Origin of the sequence: Anaerophilus nitritigenes (genome assembly GCF_004138215.1) — a bacterium.
Lineage (GTDB): Bacteria > Bacillota > Clostridia > Peptostreptococcales > Thermotaleaceae > Anaerophilus > Anaerophilus nitritogenes.
On record NZ_RYYS01000007.1, the window covers coordinates 1 to 19,856 of the forward strand.

Annotated in this window: 19 protein-coding genes; 16 read left to right on the forward strand and 3 right to left on the reverse strand. The window is 28.5% G+C overall.

The window, feature by feature from the left end:
- The 16 genes from EK368_RS00335 to EK368_RS00410 form a co-directional block, all read left to right on the forward strand.
- The coding region (locus EK368_RS00335) for an FkbM family methyltransferase (RefSeq protein WP_165000260.1) at positions 1 to 868 on the forward strand (868 nt) is incomplete at its 5' end.
- A 2-nt stretch (positions 869 to 870) separates the two neighbouring features.
- On the forward strand, positions 871 to 3,435 hold the full coding sequence (locus EK368_RS00340; protein ID WP_129595739.1) for a glycosyltransferase: 2,565 nt from the start codon (positions 871 to 873) through the stop codon (positions 3,433 to 3,435).
- Positions 3,436 to 3,517: 82 nt separating this feature from the next.
- Positions 3,518 to 4,576, forward strand: a complete 1,059-nt coding sequence (locus tag EK368_RS00345; protein ID WP_129595740.1) for a glycosyltransferase family 4 protein — start codon at positions 3,518 to 3,520, stop codon at positions 4,574 to 4,576.
- Positions 4,577 to 4,597: 21 nt separating this feature from the next.
- Positions 4,598 to 5,689 (forward strand): glycosyltransferase family 4 protein, encoded by a 1,092-nt coding sequence (locus EK368_RS00350; protein WP_165000261.1) that lies wholly within the window; start codon positions 4,598 to 4,600, stop codon positions 5,687 to 5,689.
- A gap of 353 nt (positions 5,690 to 6,042) precedes the next feature.
- Positions 6,043 to 7,143: a glycosyltransferase family 4 protein gene (locus EK368_RS00355; protein WP_129595742.1), complete on the forward strand. Its 1,101-nt coding sequence runs from the start codon at positions 6,043 to 6,045 to the stop codon at positions 7,141 to 7,143.
- A gap of 23 nt (positions 7,144 to 7,166) precedes the next feature.
- Entirely contained in the window at positions 7,167 to 8,261 is a 1,095-nt protein-coding gene (locus tag EK368_RS00360) for a type I phosphomannose isomerase catalytic subunit (protein WP_129595743.1), read from the forward strand.
- Entirely contained in the window at positions 8,258 to 9,661 is a 1,404-nt protein-coding gene (locus tag EK368_RS00365; protein ID WP_129595744.1) for an undecaprenyl-phosphate glucose phosphotransferase, read from the forward strand. The genes EK368_RS00360 and EK368_RS00365 overlap by 4 nt, the downstream gene beginning before the upstream one ends.
- A 117-nt stretch (positions 9,662 to 9,778) precedes the next feature.
- A complete protein-coding gene (locus EK368_RS00370) occupies positions 9,779 to 11,509 on the forward strand; it encodes a phospho-sugar mutase (RefSeq protein WP_129595745.1) in 1,731 nt (576 codons plus the stop codon).
- Between the two features lie 32 nt (positions 11,510 to 11,541).
- Complete coding sequence (gene galE, locus EK368_RS00375) at positions 11,542 to 12,519, forward strand: UDP-glucose 4-epimerase GalE (RefSeq protein ID WP_129595746.1); 978 nt, start codon at positions 11,542 to 11,544, stop codon at positions 12,517 to 12,519.
- Positions 12,520 to 12,552: 33 nt separating this feature from the next.
- Entirely contained in the window at positions 12,553 to 12,954 is a 402-nt protein-coding gene (locus tag EK368_RS00380) for a nucleotidyltransferase substrate binding protein (protein WP_129595747.1), read from the forward strand.
- Entirely contained in the window at positions 12,951 to 13,250 is a 300-nt protein-coding gene (locus EK368_RS00385; RefSeq protein ID WP_129595748.1) for a nucleotidyltransferase domain-containing protein, read from the forward strand. The genes EK368_RS00380 and EK368_RS00385 overlap by 4 nt, the downstream gene beginning before the upstream one ends.
- Positions 13,251 to 13,428: 178 nt before the next feature.
- Positions 13,429 to 14,763 carry a glucose-6-phosphate isomerase gene (locus EK368_RS00390; protein ID WP_129595749.1) on the forward strand — a complete coding sequence of 445 codons (1,335 nt, stop codon included), beginning with the start codon at positions 13,429 to 13,431 and terminating at the stop codon, positions 14,761 to 14,763.
- A gap of 151 nt (positions 14,764 to 14,914) precedes the next feature.
- On the forward strand, positions 14,915 to 15,226 hold the full coding sequence (locus tag EK368_RS00395; RefSeq protein WP_129595750.1) for a hypothetical protein: 312 nt from the start codon (positions 14,915 to 14,917) through the stop codon (positions 15,224 to 15,226).
- Between the two features lie 282 nt (positions 15,227 to 15,508).
- A complete protein-coding gene (locus tag EK368_RS00400) occupies positions 15,509 to 16,666 on the forward strand; it encodes a hypothetical protein (RefSeq protein WP_129595751.1) in 1,158 nt (385 codons plus the stop codon).
- 204 nt (positions 16,667 to 16,870) lie between these two features.
- Entirely contained in the window at positions 16,871 to 17,809 is a 939-nt protein-coding gene (pyrF, locus tag EK368_RS00405; RefSeq protein WP_129595752.1) for an orotidine-5'-phosphate decarboxylase, read from the forward strand.
- A 10-nt stretch (positions 17,810 to 17,819) separates the two neighbouring features.
- Complete coding sequence (locus EK368_RS00410; protein WP_129595753.1) at positions 17,820 to 18,575, forward strand: dihydroorotate dehydrogenase electron transfer subunit; 756 nt, start codon at positions 17,820 to 17,822, stop codon at positions 18,573 to 18,575.
- A 3-nt stretch (positions 18,576 to 18,578) separates the two neighbouring features.
- Here EK368_RS00410 and EK368_RS00415 read toward each other — a convergent pair whose 3' ends face one another.
- The 3 genes from EK368_RS00415 to EK368_RS15090 form a co-directional block, all read right to left on the reverse strand.
- The gene (locus EK368_RS00415) at positions 18,579 to 18,959 is read right to left on the reverse strand and encodes a DUF4363 family protein (protein ID WP_165000262.1); all 381 of its coding nucleotides are present in this window, start codon (positions 18,957 to 18,959) and stop codon (positions 18,579 to 18,581) included.
- A 5-nt stretch (positions 18,960 to 18,964) separates the two neighbouring features.
- Positions 18,965 to 19,642 (reverse strand): YetF domain-containing protein, encoded by a 678-nt coding sequence (locus EK368_RS00420; protein WP_129595755.1) that lies wholly within the window; start codon positions 19,640 to 19,642, stop codon positions 18,965 to 18,967.
- Positions 19,643 to 19,673: 31 nt separating this feature from the next.
- A partial coding sequence (locus tag EK368_RS15090; protein WP_207670263.1) for a hypothetical protein occupies positions 19,674 to 19,856 on the reverse strand: 183 nt, incomplete at its 5' end.

The following is a 19,856-nucleotide window of genomic DNA, read 5'->3' on the forward strand; positions in this document are numbered from 1 at the left end:
TAAATTAGAGAATGAAATAAATAAGATAACTAAATTAGAGAATGAAATAAATAAGATAACTAAGTTAGAGAATGAAATAAATAGAATAAATGCATTAGAGAGTCAATTAATAAGAATTGATCAATTGGAAAATCAAGTAGGGACCATATCAGAAAATTTAGATATGAAATTAATAAATGAAAAAAGTTTTTTTGATAAAAATTCATATGCTCAATCAGGAGAAGACACTATATTAGCTTATATTTTCTATGTATTAGGAATAAAAAATGAAGATATAACTTATTTAGATTTAGGCGCAAATCACGCTAAAGAAATAAGTAATACTTACTATTTTTATAAAAAAGGAGCCAAAGGAGTATTAGTAGAAGCTAATCCTGAACTAATACAGGAATTAAAATACTATAGGTATAAAGATATTATATTAAATAATGCAGTAAGTACACAAGGAGACAGTGAAATAGATTTTTATGTACTTAGTGGAGACGGTTTAAGTACAGTTAGTTATGAAGCTGCATTAGAATTTTGTAAAGTTAATCCTAACATAAAAATAATGAATGAGTATAAAATAAAAACAATTTCTGTTACAGAAATTATAGATCAATATTTTGGGAAAGCACCTACATTTATTTCTATAGATATTGAAGGGCTAGAATTAGAAATATTAAAAGATATAGATTTTATGAAATATAGGCCACTAGTTATAATTGTTGAAACCATAGAATACAGACCTTATTTAGCAATTAATATAAAAACGAATGAAGTTGCTGATTACCTAAAAACAAAAGGATATGTTGAATATGCTTTTACTGGAATAAATTCTATTTTTATTGATTCTGAGTACATGAAAAAAATAGGTAAGGAGAGATAAAAATGAATATAGCAATAGATGTTCAACCAATAATTAGTCCAGGTTCTAAAAATCGTGGGATTGGAAATTACAATGTTAATCAGTTGAAATTACTAATAGAAACAGATGTAAATAACAATTATATATTTTTTAATGCCTATAATGATGAGAGTATCTTTGATATATTAAATATTTCAAAGGAAAAACACTTAAATATTAAAGATGTACACATTTATACAGGTAAAAATCAATATTTAATTCAAAAAGAACCTCATGGGATCAGAAAAAAATATGATGAGATATTAGGAAATATTATTAAAAACTTTTTAAGCGATTATAAAATTGATATATTCTATTTTACAAGTCCATTTGATTATTGGGATATATATAATCCAGAATGGTTTAAAGGTGTTAAAACTATTGCTACTGTTTATGATATTATTCCATTTTTATTTCAAAAAAGGTATTTAGATTATAATAAAAAGATAAAAGCTTGGTATATGAGAATTATAGAATTTTTAAATAGTGTGGATAAATTATTAGTTATTTCTGAAAGTGTAAAAGAAGATTTAATAAAATATATAGGTATAAAAGAAGAAAAAATAGATGTGATTTATGCAGGGATTGACAAAAGTTTTAGGAAACTATCTATAATTTCAGATGAGAAGGAGATTAGAGAGAAATACGGAATAAATGGTAAATTTATAATGTGTACAGGTGGGGCAGATCCTAGAAAAAATATGAATGAATTAATTATTGCATATTCTATGTTACCACAGAATTTGCGTGATGAGTATATGCTAGCAATAATATGTAGTCTGCATAAAGAAGGAGAAGAAGAACTAAGAAATACAGCAAAAAAACATAATGTTTCTGATAGAGTAATAATGACAAATTTTGTTCCTTTTGACCATCTTGTAAAATTATATAATATGGCTACACTGATGGCATTTCCTTCCCAATATGAGGGCTTTGGTCTTCCTGTAATTGAAGCTATGGCATGTGGAACGAATGTTTTAACATCAAACAACTCAAGTCTTGGTGAAATAGCGAAAGATGCTGCGATATTAGTAGATCCTTTTCATATAAAAAGCATTTCTAAAGGGTTAAAAATTGCTTTAGAAGATATGGATTTGAATAAATTCAAGGATGAAATGTTTAAAAAAGTAAATACATATACATGGGAAAATACCGTTAGATTAACAATAGATAGCATAAATAAAATTAAGACTATACGAAAAGAAATACATGATAATACCAAGAGAAAAATTGCAATGTTTACTCCATTACCACCACAGAAATCAGGAATTGCAGATTATAGTTATGACATGATTTTATCGCTTGTTCAATATTTTGACATAGATGTTTATGTAGACGATAAATATAAAGGGCATCCTTTTAAATCAAGTTATAATATAAAAATATTTAATTATAAAGAGTATGATAAGAAGTCAAATCAATATTATAAAACAGTTTTTCAAATGGGAAATAGTGAATTTCATGAATACATGTTTTCATACATTAAAAAGTATAAAGGGATACTTGTACTGCATGATTATAATATGCATGGAGTGATCCATTTTATATCAGGAGCTAGAGGAGATTATAGCTTATATAAGAAATTACTAGCTGAAGATAATAAAGAAGTTGCAAATAATTATATAGATGAAATAAAACAAGGAAAATGTGGTCTTAAAATTCATGAAATAGTAGCAAATGGATTTGTTACAAATTATGCAGATAAAATAATTGTTCATAGTGAATATGCTAAAAAAGGACTTTTGAAAAAAGATATTGGCAAAAATATTTCAGTAATTCCAAGTTATGCAAAAATAGAGCCTATACAGGATAGAGATAAACTTAGAGAAAAATATAATTTACCGAAAGACAGTATGATCTTTGCTTCTTTTGGGTTTATAGCAAATACCAAGAGAATTGATAAGGCATTAGAAGCATTTCATACATCATTAAGTATAAATGCTAATAGTATGTATATTTTAGTAGGAGAAGCGAATGCAGATATGAAGGCATTAATAAACGAATTCTGTATTAAAAATAATATTAAAGATAAAGTTAGAATAACAGGATTTACTACTATTGATGAGTTTAAAGATTATATAAATCTTTCAGATATTTGTATAAATTTACGATATCCATATAACGGCGAAACTTCTGGAAGTCTTATGCGTATTTTAGCAGCTGGAAAACCAGTTATTGTTTCAGATATTGGCAGTTTTTCAGAAATTCCTGATCAATGTTGTATAAAAATTCCTGTTTCTATTAAAGAAGATCAAGAGGAAATAAATGTTTTAACAGAAAGTTTAATTAAACTAATTAAAGATAAAAAATATTGTCAAACTCTATCGGATAATGCAAGAAAATATGCAGAAAATACGTTAGACATTGAGATTATAGCTAAGCAATATTATAACTTCATTTGTAGTGAACAAACCAATATTATAAATGAAACAATGTTAGAAGAATTATATAAAAATGAAATAGAGCCATTAGGAATGGAAGCAGTAGAAGAAATTTATAAAATTTCAAAAACATTAGGGTATATAACGAAAATATGCAAGAAAATATAAATATTAACATGTCTAAATTATTTAAAAGAAAGTATATAAAATATTATGAGAAATAAGATGTTTAAAGATAAGGAAGAATTTTATGAAAATATCTATAGATATAAGGCCTATACAAACAAAAGGAAATGGTATTAGTGTTTATACTCAAAAAATATGTAATTTATTAAAATTTAAAAAAGAGTATCAATTTTTAAATGGATTCTATAATATAAACAATTCAATGAAAGAAAAGATTTTGAGCAAGCTTTGGGAAGAAATTATTTTACCATTTAAATTAATAAAAAATAGATCCTGTATTTTTCATTGTACTAAAAATATGGGATTACCTATAATGAAAGTATGCAAATATATTGTGACTATACATGACTTGATTCCAATGATATTTGAAGATGAATATTTAAAAACTTCATTAACAAAATATCTATATTATAGAAGAATAAAACGATCTGTATATAATTCAGATATTATAATAACTGATTCTGAATATTCTAAACGTGATATTATAAAATATTTTGATGTTAATGAAAATAAAATAAGAGTTGTATATTTGGGAGTAGATAATAAATTTTATCATGAAGATAATATTGATTTAATAGAGAAAGTAAAACTAAAATACAATATATATGGCAAGTATATATTAGGTATTGGGTCTAATGAACCTAGGAAAAATTTTGATACTTTATTAAAGGCATATAAACATTTAAAAGAAAAATATGAGATACAAGAAAAATTAGTAGTTATAGGTAAGGCGTGGAAAAATAGTAATTCTCAGTTAGACAATGATGTGATTTTTACAGGGTATATTGACGAATCAGATCTACCAATCATATATAGTGGTGCGACTTTATTTGTATATCCTTCTTTATACGAAGGTTTTGGATTACCACCATTGGAAGCTATGGCTTGTGGGGTACCAGTAGTAACATCATATGCTACATCTATACCAGAAATTGTTGGCGATGCAGCTATACTTGTGGATCCTACAGATGAAAAAAGCATATCAGAGGCAATTTGCCAGGGTTTAAATAATGAATTCTATAGGCATGAATTGATTTTACAAGGATATGAACAGGTTGAAAAATATACATGGGAAAGAACTATAAGAGAGTTAGAAAAAGTATATAAAGAAGCTATGATATAAAAAAGTATGGGGATAAAGAAAATGAAAATAGGTATTGATGGAAGGTTAATAAATGGATCTGGAATAGGAACATATATATCTAATTTAATCAAACAATATGAAAAGAAGAATATAGATGTAAATGTTTATTGTAAAGAAGATCAATCTCAAAAAATGATAACTGAATTTGGTGTAAATACGGAGATATTAGATGCAAATATATATGGATTGAAAGAACAAATGAAAGCAATTAAAGCTATTGCCGATACAGAACATGATATTATACATTGGCCTCATTATAATATACCACTGTTATATAAAGGTCCTTTGGTAGTAACAATACACGATATTATTCATCTAAAATTTCCAGAGTTTCTTCCAAATAAAGCAGCTTATTATTATGCATATTTTATGTTTAGACAAGTAATACAAAAAGCTAATAGAATTATTGTAGATTCAAGAAATACAAAATTAGATCTATTAGAGACGTTTAAGGTTGAAAAAAGTAAAATACAGGTAATATATCTTGGAGTAGATGATTTATTTAAGAATATTCAAATAAATACAAAAGATATAGATAGAATAAAATATAAATATAAAATCCATAAACCTTATATTTTATATATTGGCAATGTAAGAGCACATAAAAATATAGATAGGCTTATAAAATCGTATAAAAAATTAAGACAAATGACAAATAAATACAAGCTAGTAATTATTGGCGAAGAACATAAGAATTTAAAGAATGTAGATATGGATAATGAGATTTTGATGCTAGGCTATGTTGATAGGAAAGATTTGTCAATTCTATATGCAGCAGCATCACTTTTTGTATTTCCATCATTATATGAAGGATTTGGATTACCTCCTTTAGAAGCTATGGCTTCAGGAACACCTGTGATTACATCAAATGTATCGTCATTGCCAGAAGTAGTAGGAGATGCTGCGATACAGATAAATCCATATGATATAGACCAGTTGACTATGTCGATGTATAATGTATTAGTTAATGAAGAATTATCAAAAAAATTAGTGGATAAGGGTTTTCAAAGAATAAAATTATTTGATTGGAAGAAAACAGCTAATGAAACTCTAAAAGTATATGAACAAGTTTTAAGAGAAATCCATAAATAATAATAAATTATTTTAATAGTATTTAAGATTTAGTGATTGATATTTTTATAATTTTTACTATTCTATGTTGGACTATTTCTACAAATACTTAAAATTTAGACATAAGTTACAATAATGAAGGCTATTAAATAGCTCATTTATTTGATAGAATGTTTTCATGAAATACTAGAATAAGCTGTTGTTATATTTTAGTTTGAGTTTGCTATTCTAAAATATTGTTTTTTGAATTTGTATGTTTAAGAAATTGTATTAAAATGATTTATGCGTGAAGAGAGAAAGATTCTTATGAGAATTGTATATGGTTTGAATAAAAGAGAGCAAGAAATTTAAGAGTAAAGTGAGAGGTGAAATAATTGAAAATAGCTATAGTACATGATTGGCTTACAAATATGGGCGGAGCTGAAAGAATTATTCGCATACTGCATCAACTGTTTCCAGATGCTCCTATATATACGATTGTATATAATAAAAATAATATGCCTAAAGATTTCGAAAAGATGGATATTAGACCATCCTTTATACAAAATATGCCTTTTGGTGTAAAGAAATATCAATCATATTTGCCTCTGATGCCTATAGCTGTAGAAAATTTTGATTTAAGTGAATATGATGTGATATTAAGTTCATCTACTGCATGTGCAAAAGGTGTTATTACCAGATCAGATACAGTTCATATTTGCTATTGCAATACGCCTATGAGATATGCATGGGATATGTATCATGATTATGTAAGGGATAAAGGAACCTTTGTTAGAGGAATCATTAGTCTTTTAATGAATTATATAAGATTGTGGGATAGAGTATCAGCCGATCGAGTAGATTATTTTATTGCCAATTCAAATAATGTAGCAAATAGAATTCAAAAACATTATAAAAGAGAATCCAGTGTAATATATCCTCCAGTAGATACAGACTTCTATACTCCGATAGATGAAAATGAGGATTATTATCTTATTGTATCAAGACTTGTTCCATATAAGAAAATAGATTTGGCGATAGAAGTATTTAATGACATGGAATTACCTTTAGTAATTATAGGTGATGGATCTGAGCTTGATAAATATAAAAGTATTGCAAAAGAAAATATTAGATTTTTAGGTAGATTAAAAGACAAAGAAGTTAGGGATTATTATAGAAGATGTAGAGCATTTATTTTTCCAGGAGAAGAGGACTTTGGAATTACTCCCGTAGAAGCACAAGCTTGCGGAAGACCAGTGATTGCCTATGGAAAAGGTGGAGCATTAGAAACGATTATTGATAAAAAAACAGGAGTTTTTTTCAAAGACCAGAGTGTACAAGCATTAAAAGAAGCTGTTATGTATCTTGAAGATTATGCAGATCAATTTAATAAAGAAATAATAAGAAACCATGCATTTAAATTTAGTACAAAGAGATTTGAAGAAGAAATGGTTAGGTTAATTGATGAAAAAACAAAAGGAGCTTTATCAAGTTAGTTGACCTAAAGGGGGAAAAGAATATGTTATATCCTATAAAATTCAAACCAATTTACAAAGAAAAGGTTTGGGGAGGTCAAAGTTTAAAGAAGTGTCTTAATAAAGATATAGTAGAAAATAGTCTTATAGGGGAAAGCTGGGAAGTATGTGCCCATCCTTCAGGAACAAGTATAATTGATAATGGGGCTTTACAAGGAAAATCCATTATAGATTTATTAAAGGAAAATAGAGAAGAAGTATTTGGAAAAATATCTTTGTCATGGGAAGAGCAATTTCCTTTATTGATAAAGTTTATAGATGCAAAAGATAAATTATCTGTACAAGTTCATCCTGATGACGACTATGCCAAAAAGTATGAAAAGGAATTAGGCAAAACAGAAATGTGGTATATAGTAGATGCAGTTTCTGATGCTTACTTGATTTATGGATTAAGCGAAGGTGCTAAAAAGGATGAATTTATAACATCTATAAAAGAAAATACTATAGAGAATATTTTAAAAAAAGTTTCTGTAAAAAAAGGAGATGTTTTGTTTATACCTTCAGGGTCTATTCATGCTATAGGAGAGGGGATTGTTCTAGCTGAGATCCAGCAAAACTCGGATACTACTTATAGAGTATATGATTGGAATAGATTAGGACTTGATGGAAAACCAAGACAGCTTCATGTAAAACAAGCAATAGCTGTTACTGATTTTGAAAATTATATGAAAGAGCCTATTGTTAAAGGTTTACAGATAAAAAAACAAGGATATACGAGAACGATTTATGTATGTTGTAAATATTTTACTACAGAGTCTTTAGATATTCATACACAATATAGCGATAAGATAGATGGAGAGAGATTTGAAATATATATGTGTATAGATGGGGCGTTTAAAATGATTTATGGGGAAGATAAAGTGGAACAATTTTCAAAAGGAGAAACCATTTTTATGCCAGCAAATATAGGAAGTTTTCAGATGAAGGGAGAAGGCAAAATCATAAGAACATATATTATGAATCCTCTTGAAATGATACAAAATTTAAAAGATATGGGGTATATATATGAAGATATATGCAATATATCAGGGTTAAACCAATATAAATTGGATGAAAGAGGTTGGAGGAATAAAAGATGATTAAAAGTCATCAAAGATTTTTAAATAGTATGCTAGTGATTATAGATGGAGTTGTCATTGCACTGGCACTTTTTTTTGCATGGGCTCTTCGTTTTCAAACGAATATATTTTTACAGGCAGGTTGGCATTTAGATTTTAGAGAATATATGAGTCCTCTATTATTTATAATTCCTTTATATTTATTATTATACAATTCATTAGGATTATATATGCCTCAAAGAATTAAAAAAATGGATTTTGAAGTAGCAGGAATTATAAAAGCTAATATAATAGGGCTTATGATTTTGATGAGTATATTATTTGTTGTAAAGCAAATTCATTATTCAAGATATGTACTTTTATTATTTTCGCTGTTGAGCGTTGTATTAGGCGTAGTAGAAAGAATATTTCTTAGGAAAAGTCTTCGTATTGCAAGAAGCAAGGGACTCAATTTAAAGCATATATTAGTCATTGGAGCGGGAGATTTAGGATGTAATTTTGCTCATAAAATTCAACAAAATAGATATTTGGGATACAATATCATAGGATTTTTAGATGATGATAAAAGAGAAGGATATAAGGTAGCTCATAGTCATGTTATGGGAAAAATAGATGATTTATCTACTATTCTTTTTAATTATGAAATAGATGAAGTGATTCTTGCTATTCCTCTTAAGGAATACGATAGATTAAATGATATTATTAAAATGTGCGAAAAAGCAGGAGTAAAAGCACAAATTATTCCTGATTATTATAAATATTTGCCAGCTAAGCCTTATGTAGATCAAATCGATGATTTACCTCTTATTAATATTAGATATGTGCCTTTAGATGATCCTTTCAATCAATTGATCAAAAGAGGTATGGATATTTTATTATCTTTATTTGGTATTTTGTTGATTTCTCCTATATTAGTTTTTACGTCAATTATAATCAAAATTACTTCACCAGGACCTATTTTATTTAAACAAACAAGAGTAGGTCTTCATAGAAGAGATTTTGATATGTATAAGTTTAGAAGTATGAAGGTGCAAAAAAAAGAAGAGGAAAAGTTACAATGGACGATCAAAGATGATCCAAGAAAAACAAAGTTTGGTACTTTTATTAGAAAGACAAGCATTGATGAATTGCCTCAACTTTTTAATGTTTTAAAGGGAGATATGAGCTTAATTGGACCGAGACCAGAAAGACCTTATTTTGTTGAAAAATTTAAAGAAGAGATTCCCAAATATATGATTAAGCATCATGTAAGACCAGGTATTACTGGATGGGCACAGGTAAATGGTTGGAGAGGAGATACTTCTATTCAAAGAAGAATAGAATGTGATATTTATTATATAGAAAATTGGAGTATATTATTAGATATTAAGATTATGTTTTTGACTGTATTTAAAGGATTTGTTAATAAGAATGCTTATTAAAGATATGTTTACAATTTTCAGTGGATGGAATATAAAATTAGCTTCAATCATAGAGATTGAGGCTGATTTTATAAGATGGTATAATAAAATGAATATAAGAATAGGAGAGGACAAAAGATGAAATATAAAAATTTATATAATGAATGGATAAATCATCCTTATTTTGATGAAGATACAAAATTAGAACTAAAAAATATAGAAAATAATGAAAAAGAAATAGAGGATCGTTTTTATAAAGATTTAGAATTTGGTACAGGGGGATTAAGAGGAGTTATTGGAGCAGGAACCAATCGTATCAATAAATATACAGTAAGAAAAGCTACACAAGGATTAGCAAATTATCTTTTAGAAAATATAGAAAATGCGCAAGAAAAAGGTGTAGTGATTGCTTATGATTCTAGACATGAGTCAGATGTATTTGCAAGGGAAGCAGCTCTTGTGTTGAGTGCAAATGAGATAAAGGCATATTTATTTGAAGATTTAAGACCAACTCCAGAACTTTCTTTTGCAGTAAGGTATCTCCATTGTGCTGCAGGAATTGTTATTACTGCAAGTCACAATCCTTCAGAATATAATGGATATAAGGTATATGGAGAAGATGGAGGTCAAATTGTACCATCTATGGCAGAGTGCATTATAGAAGAGATTCAAAAAATTGAAAATTATGAAGATGTATCTTATATAAGTGATGAAGAGGCAAAATCAAAAGGTTTACTTTTTATAATTGGAGAGGAAGTGGACAAAGCCTATATAGAAAAAGTAAAAGAACTATCTTTGAGAAAAGATATGATTAGAAATTCAGGGAAAAAATTAAAAATTATCTATACACCTCTTCATGGAACAGGAAACAAATTGGTAAGAAGAGTGTTAAATGAGTTAGGTTTTGAAGTAGCTGTTGTTAAAAAACAAGAAAATCCTGATCCGAATTTTTCAACAGTTAAATCTCCAAATCCAGAGGAAAATGAAGCTTTTACACTAGCATTAGAAATGGCAAAAGAATATGAAACAGACGTGATTTTAGGAACAGATCCAGATTGTGATCGAGTAGGATTAGTTGTTAAAAATGATCAAGATGAATATGAAGTTTTGACAGGAAATCAAACAGGAGCTTTATTAGTTGAATATGTATTGTCAACTATGAAAGAAAAAAAAGTTCTTCCTAAAAATGGTGTACTAATAAAAACTATTGTTACTAGCAAATTAGGAGAAGAAATTGCAAAATCTTTTGGAATAGATACGACAGATACACTCACAGGATTTAAATTTATTGGAGAGAAAATAAAAGAATTTGAAGAAAAGGAAGATAGAGAGTTTTTATTTGGTTATGAAGAAAGTTATGGGTATTTAGCAGGGACCTTTGTAAGGGATAAGGATGCAGTAATAGCTTCTATGCTTATATGTGAGATGACATCATATTATAAATCTAAAGGAATAACTTTGTATGAAGCATTAAAAGAGATCTACAAAAAATATGGATATTATGAAGAAGAATTAGTATCTATGACTTTAAAAGGTAAAGAAGGATTGGAAAAAATAAAAGAGATTTTAAAATATTTTAGGGAAAATACACCTAAAAGTATAGAAAATCAAAGGGTAAAATGGTTTAGAGATTATAAAAATGCAGTAGCGATGAATTTTATTACAGGAGATATGGAAAAAATTAATTTACCTACATCTGATGTGCTACATTTTACATTAGAAGATGAGAGTTGGTTTTGTATTAGACCATCTGGTACAGAGCCTAAAATTAAAATTTATTTCTCTGTAAAGGGAAATAGTATGAAGAGTGCAAAAGACAATTTAAAAATGATAAAAGATCATGTGATAAAAATGATATCAAATAGTTAGAGAGTAAAATGCTTATTAGAAGGAGTTTATAAATGAGTATACTTGTTACAGGGGGAGCAGGCTATATAGGAAGCCATACAGTAAAAGAGCTTGTGAATCAAGGAAAAGATGTAATTGTGTTGGATAATCTTCAAAAAGGGCATAAAAAAGCTATAGATTATGTGAATTTCATAAAGGGAGATATATCCGATGAGAATTTAGTAAGTAAAGTTATAAAAGAGTATCATATAGATCGTGTGATTCACTTTGCGGCAGATAGTTTAGTAGGGGAATCTATGATAGATCCATCTAAATATTATAACAATAACGTTATAAAAACTATAAAACTATTAGATACAATGATTCAAAATCATGTAAAAAAAATTGTATTTTCTTCTACTGCTGCAACTTATGGTGAGCCTAAAGAAGTACCTATCAAAGAAGATTTTGAAACAAATCCAACAAATGTATATGGAAAGACTAAGCTCATGATTGAGAGTATACTTAAAGATTATGATATGGCATATGGACTAAAGTATATAAGCCTTAGATACTTTAATGCAGCTGGAGCTTATGAAAGTGGAGAGATAGGAGAAGATCATAATCCAGAGACTCATTTAATACCTATTATAATGCAGGTACTATTGGGAAAAAGAGATAAAATTTATATCTATGGAGATGATTATGATACAGTAGATGGTACTTGCATTAGAGATTATATTCATGTTACAGATCTTTCTAATGCTCATATACTTGCATTGAAAGCTTTAGAAAATGGAAGTGATTCGAGTATATATAATTTAGGCTGTGGAGAAGGGTATTCTGTAAAAGAAGTGATGCATACAGTAGAAAAAGTAACAGGACTAAAAGTGAATAGAGAAATGGCACAAAGAAGAGCTGGAGATCCAGCAAAGTTAATAGCGAGCTCACAAAAAATAAAGAAGGAATTAGGATGGAATCCTAAGTATTCACTTTATGATATTATAAAAACAGCATGGAAATGGCATAAGAATCATCCAAATGGATATTAGATGTAAGAAATAAAAGAGTAGGGGTTGATATATATGGAAGGAAAAGAAATTCGATGGCGTCAAAGATTTGAAAACTTTCATAAAGCTTATGGTCAATTACATAATGCTATTTTAGATTTTGATCAATTAAGTGTTCTTGAAAAAGAAGGTTTAATTCAAAGATTCGAATATACTTTTGAACTTGCATGGAAAACATTAAAAGATTATTTAGAATCTCAAGAGGTAGAGGTGAAATTTCCGAGAGAAGTAATAAAAGCAGCATTTCATTATGAACTGATTGAAGATGGGGAAGTTTGGATGGATATGCTGGAAAAAAGGAATCTTTTGGCTCATACTTACGATGAAGAACGTTTTAACTTTGCTGTTGCAAAAATAAAAGAAGAATACTATAAAGCTATAGCGCAAATACATAGTTTGTTAGGAAAGAAAATATGAAATTTGGAATACCAGATAAAAGTATGAGCTTGATTATAGATACTTTTTTAGAAATAAAAGAAGTTGAGAAAGCAGCTATTTTTGGAAGTCGTGCTATGGGAAATTATAAAAAAGGGTCTGATGTTGATATAGTGATCTATGGTAAATTGATTACACCAGAGATAGTCAATCAGATTAGTATAGAGCTAAATGAAAAATTACCTTTACCATATTATTTTGACATTATACACTATGAGTTTTTGAAACATGAGGGTTTAAAACGACATATAGATAAGTTTGCAAAAAATATATATTAATGGGGCCTGTCACTTAACTTATTCTAGTTACTTAGTTTATTAATTTATTGGAGACAAAAGAGAATGAATCTATAGGATCAATTCTCTTTTTGTATATAAGATTGAAATGAGTTCTTAAAAAAGATGTGACGAATAAAATTTAAAAAATAAAGGAGATGAATCAAAGGAGTCTAAGAGGATGGAAAAAATTAATTTAGATATTTCGAAAGTACTTGATTTTGTGAGCAAAGATGAAATCAATATGATAGAAAAAAAAGTAAAGCTATGTCATAATATGCTTCATGAAAAAACAGGAAAAGGCAGTGAATATTTAGGATGGGTTGATTTACCCAATACTTTTTCACAAGATAAAATAAAAAAATTTGAAGCCGTAGCTAAGAAAATTAAAGATCAATCAGATGTTTTTATAGTAGTGGGAGTAGGAGGATCTTATCTAGGAGCTAGAGCTGCTGTAGGAATGCTAAATCACACTTTTTATAATGAACTTCCTAAAGAAAAAAGAAATGGACCCAAAATATATTTTGCAGGTCATAATATAAGCTCGGTTTATTTAAATCATCTATTAGAGCTTATAAAAGATGAGGATGTATGTATTAATGTAATTTCTAAATCAGGGACTACTACAGAGCCTGCTTTGGTATTTAGGATATTAAAAGAATATATGGAAAACAAATATGGAAAAGAAGAAGCTAGTAAAAGAATTTATACTACTACAGATGAGAAAAAAGGAGCTTTAAGAGATTTAGCTACGAAAGAGGGATATGAAACTTTTGTAATTCCAAAAGATATAGGAGGAAGGTATTCTGTACTTACTGCTGTGGGATTATTACCTATGGCTGTATCAGGAATTGACATCAAAGAGGTTATAGAGGGTGCACAAAATGCATATAAAGATCTCTTAACTCCTATTTTAGAGGATAATCCAGCTTATCAATATGCAGCTATTAGAAATTTACTATATGATAAGGGAAAGACTATAGAGATTATGGCAAGCTTTGAGCCAAGCTTATTTTATTTTGGAGAATGGTTTAAGCAACTTTTTGGAGAAAGTGAAGGGAAATGTGAAAAAGGAATATTCCCTACATCTATGAATTTTACAACAGATCTACATTCTATGGGGCAATATATACAAGATGGAAGAAAGAATATATTTGAAACAGTAATTTATATAGAAAAATCTAAAGAAGAAATTATAGTAAAAGAAGATAATGATGATTTAGATCAACTTAATTATGTAGCAGGAAAGTCTTTAAATTTTATTAATCAAAAGGCACTAGAGGGAAGTTTAAATGCTCATTTAGAAGGAAACGTACCTAGTATTGTAATTAGTATACCTGAAATATCTCCATTTTATTTTGGTTATATGGTATATTTTTTTGAAAAGGCATGTGGAATGAGTGGATATTTGTTGGGGGTTAATCCATTTGATCAACCAGGGGTAGAAGCTTATAAGAATAATATGTTTAGACTTCTTGAAAAACCAGGTTATAAAAAAGATGATAAGACATTATAAAAGGCAGCTCCAATTTAAACTATTGGGGCTTGTATTTTATTAACTTGAAATGTAATAAATTACAAGTATTCATCCAATTATTTCATGTGATATAATAGGGATAACGAAGAATTCAATGAAATGCTTATCATAGTTTTTGGAGGTTATAAATATGGAAAAAGAAATGCTTAAGCTAATATTAGATAAACTTGATAATATCGAAAAAGAGCAACAAGAGATGAAAAAAGAGCAACAAGAGATGAGACAAGAACAGAGAGAGATAAGGCAAGAACAAAAAGATATGAAACAAGAACAGCAGAATATGAGAGAAGAAATACAATGTGAATTGGATCAAATTAAAAAGTCAATAAAAGATATAAGTTCAGTTCAAAATACAATAAAAGATTTTGTGACAGGAGCAGAACAATTAATAGAGCAAGATCATAAATTTATTCAAAATTTAAAAAAGGTAGTTGGCGAATAGCAGATAGCAGTCTTTGTAATAGTTTTTTGAGTTATTAAATTATTCAAAATAAATAGAGAATCCATCCTTTGGATGGATTCTCTATTTTAGTCGGAGTTTATAATTAATTAGTATATGTAAGTATGCTAACTTCTAATATATGCATAAAGAGTGTATTTTTTTGTATCCATTGTTTTATTTCTATAAAAATAATATAATTACTATGAAAGCAAATGTAAATAAAATATATCTTGATTTACAAAACTGACCGGAAGGTTTGATAGAAATAAAAAGGAGAATAGAATGAACAAAAACAGATTTAAAGTGATCAGAGGGAAAAAGGAAAAACTAGAAAAACGTAAATATAAGTTTGTAAGTGCATATGTTACAAATACAAGACTTATGGGGGTTATGGGACTTAAGATCAAATGGAAAAACGAAGAGGAAGAAATATTTTATCAATTTTTCCATCTAGATTGTGAAGAATTTGGGTTAGATGATTATAAAAGTGTTATGGGAGAGCAAACTTATCAAGTGAAAAAAATTATGGCAAGTATGATGGGTGGATTAGGAGGAAAATTAATTTCTCTAAATAAAAAGCAAGCCATTTATTTATTGCAAGAGTTTATAGACAAAAATAAATATTGGAAAGAACCACTACCAGAACCAGAAGAAGAATATTTATTTCTTGTTGAAAAAAAGATTATTTTATTAGAAGAAGAGATAAAAAAACTTTGGGAGAAAATTTGTGAACCTATAGATAGTATTACACAGCTTGTTCATTATTATGTTATGAGAGGAGTTGGAATGGATAAGTTGGGAATGAACTATTTATCTACAAAAAAGATAGATTATATGCCAATTGAGAAACCCTCAGCACTGATTAAAAACACTATTGAAAAAATAGAGCGTAATCAAGAAATATCTTACATGACAGAGTCATTAATTGATGTAGAGGATCATTATAAGATGGTGGTTTCAGAAATTAAAGTAGATAAAGATAGTTGCAAAATTATAGATGCTAGGGTTCAATCTAGTATGCGTATTACAATGACGGAAGCTGCTTTTACATTGACCAAAAGGGAGTATTTGTTAGTATATGATGTAGAAGATTTAGTAGAGGTTATTGGTATATTAGATGAGGAAAAGATGCATGCTATGAAGCATAGTTATCCTTCAGGATATTTATATACTGAGTTTTACCCTACTAATGATCATGTGAAACAAGATACGTATTATTTAAATGGAGATGTATATGGAGTGTATTATATTACATTGGCACATCAATTTGTAATAGCTTGTTATGATGAAAAGAATTTAAAAGAGATACAAAAGGAATTTGAAAAGAAAAAATGGGAGACTTATCTTGATTTCAGAGAAAGAATAGAGGTAGATCATTCTTTGATCTATGAATTTGTGCATAGTGAATATGATAATATATTTGACTTTTTAGAAAAATAAATAGAATTGACAACTTACTTTTTTATGTGATATGATAATAGAAATTTGTATAGCCTTTAACTTGGTCCAGAGAGGCCAGAAAGGAGAAAATAACAAGATCTTTGTATCAATAGGATTATTCTAACCTTTTGCCTCTAGCAAAAGGTTTTTTTGTGAATTTTTTATGCTAATCTTAGGCAAATTACTATAAAAGGAGGATTTAACATGTTTATTGATGAATTGATCGAAAAGATCAAACAAAAAAGAAGTAATGTGATAGTAGGGTTAGATCCAAGACTAGAATCTATTCCAAGCAGTGTAAAAGAAAAATATTTTAAAGAGTATGGAAAAAATCTAAAAGCTGCATCTTTGTCTATATTAGAGTTTAATAAAACTATTATTGATTATGTATATGATTTGGTTCCAGCAGTAAAACCTCAGATTGCATTTTATGAACAATATGGGATGGAAGGGTTAGATGCTTATATAAAAACTTGTGATTATGCAAAAGAGAAGGGATTGCTTGTTATAGGGGATATTAAAAGAGGAGATATAGGAACTACTTCTAAAGCTTATTCTAATGCTCATATAGGAGATATAGATATAGAAGGAGAAAAATTTGAAACATTTCAAGTAGATGCCATAACTGTGAGCCCTTATTTAGGAGGAGATAGTATAGATGAGTTTATGGGAGATATCAAAGAAAAAGGAAAGGGGATGTTTGTACTAGTGAAGACTTCTAATAAAGGATCTGGACAATTACAAGATTTAGAAGTAGATGGTAAAAAAATCTATGAAGTTGTGGCAAATATGGTAGAGAATTTTAGTCAACAAACTTTGGGAAGTTATGGTTATGGAGAGGTAGGGGCAGTTGTAGCAGCGACTTTTCCTGAACAATCAAAAAAACTTAGAAAAATTATGAATACATCTTATTTTTTAGTACCAGGATACGGAGCACAAGGTGGTACTGCAAAGGATATTGTAGATTGTTTTAATGAGGATGGATTAGGAGCCATTATAAGCTCTTCAAGAGGAATTATCTTTGCTTATCAAAAGGATGGTTATACAGAAAAAAACTATGGAAAAGCGGCAAGATGTGAAACGATTAAAATGATAGAGGATATTAATAGCACTTTAGAAAAAAACAACAAAAAGTTTTGGTAGGAGGGATACAATGAAGAAAGCTGTGATTTGTAAGATATTAAAAAATAAAGAGATTGCAAAAGATATTTATGAGATTTTTATTGAAAAAAAGGATGTACTTATAGAAAGTAAGGCAGGACAGTTTCTTCATATAAAATGTGATCATCACGGATCTCTGTTAAGACGTCCTATTAGTATTAGTTCTGTTGAGGATGATTCTTTGCGTTTGGTCATAAGAAGAGCTGGAAAGGGAACGGAAGAAATTTGCACCAAAAAAGAAGGCGAGTTATTAGATGTGTTAGGACCTTTAGGAAATGGCTTTTCTATCGATGAATTTGAAAAATCTATTATTATAGGTGGAGGAATAGGTGTAGCACCGCTACTACAAGTAGCAAAAGAAATAAATAATAAAAATACAAAGATTTTATTAGGTTATAGAAGGGATCCATATCTTGTAGAGGAATTTGAAAAATATGGAGAGGTAGAGATTGCTACAGAGGATGGAAGCTATGGGTATAGAGGATATGTAGTAGATCTTTTAGAAAAAATAGAAGATGAAAAAATAAAGAGAGTGTATGCTTGCGGACCAGAAGTAATGTTAAAGATAGTCCAAAAAATTTGCAAGGACAAAAATATTTCTTCACAATTATCTGTAGAAGAAAAAATGGCTTGTGGAGTAGGAACTTGTTTGGTTTGTGTATGCAAACTAAACAAAGAAAAGAACGCATATGCAACGACTTGTAAAGATGGTCCTGTATTTGATGGAGATAAAATTATATTTGATTGATTTTTATAATATGTTAGTAAGGGTAAGTGATTCATTTTCTCTTACAATGTGAAAAAGCTTCTTTAAGGTGGCAATTTCACCAAGAGATAAAGAAATATTTTTAGCATGGATATATTCTTTAGCTTTGGCACTGGCTAAATCAATATTATCAATTTCGTGGTGAGGTAGGAGAATGGACCATAAATTTCTTGTATGATTCCATTTTGTATGAACTTTTTCAAATTGATGGGAAGCATTTGTCCAGTCGTTTTTATGAATACTTTCGATAATTTCATCTAAAGATTCTACAAAAGAAGATGTTGTATGGGTAATACTGTCATAGACAAAAAACCATCCGCCTACAATTAAACACATAATAAGAAGTGAAGTGATGAATACTTTCATAAAAATCATCCTTTGCTTTTTTTATGTACATAAATATTTTTAGAAGCATCTATATAAGAAAAAAGAATTTCTTTTGGATCTGCTACATTATACATATGAAGTTGATTTATTAACCAATCTTTTGAAACTTGAAGCTTTTGTAGATTGTCATATAATATCTTACCATCAATTATTAAAGTTATTGGAAGGCCATCAAAAGGAGCAGAAATATTCAAATCACCTAATGTAACAGGTCTTTTTTCAGGCTTTGGAATCACACTTAAATCTCCGTTGGTTTCTAATATGGCAAACTCAACATCAGCCATATTATAATAATTTTGTATTCGTAATTGTTCTACTAAATCATTGATGGTGATACGAAGACGCTTTAATTCTTTTTCATCAATTCTTCCATGATTGATTAATATACTTGGTTTGCCACATATGAATCTTCTTATTTTTTCGCTTTTTAAATTTAAATAAGAGATGCTTACTTGTAAAAATAAAAGAGTAGATATGGCAATAAAACCATTGATCAAAGGGACACCCGTCTCTTCCATAGGAAGAGTTGCAAGTTCTGCAATCATTAATATAATTACAAGTTCAAAGGGCTGCATTTCACTAAGCTGACCCTTTCCCATTAACCGAATAGCAATTAAAACAAATATGTAGAGTAAGCATGTACGAACTAAAATAATGACCATTTATAAAAAATCCTTTCGTTGATAATATGCATTATGTAAGAGTATGACCCATAAAAAGAAAATTTATTCTAACTTTTTTAAAAAAAGTATTGACACGTTCGACAAAAAATGCTAAGATGATTAAGTCGTCAAAACAACGGTGGCTTAAAATAAGAGATTGACCTTTGAAAACTAAACAGCACAAGAAATGACAAGCAAACAAATTAATTGCCAA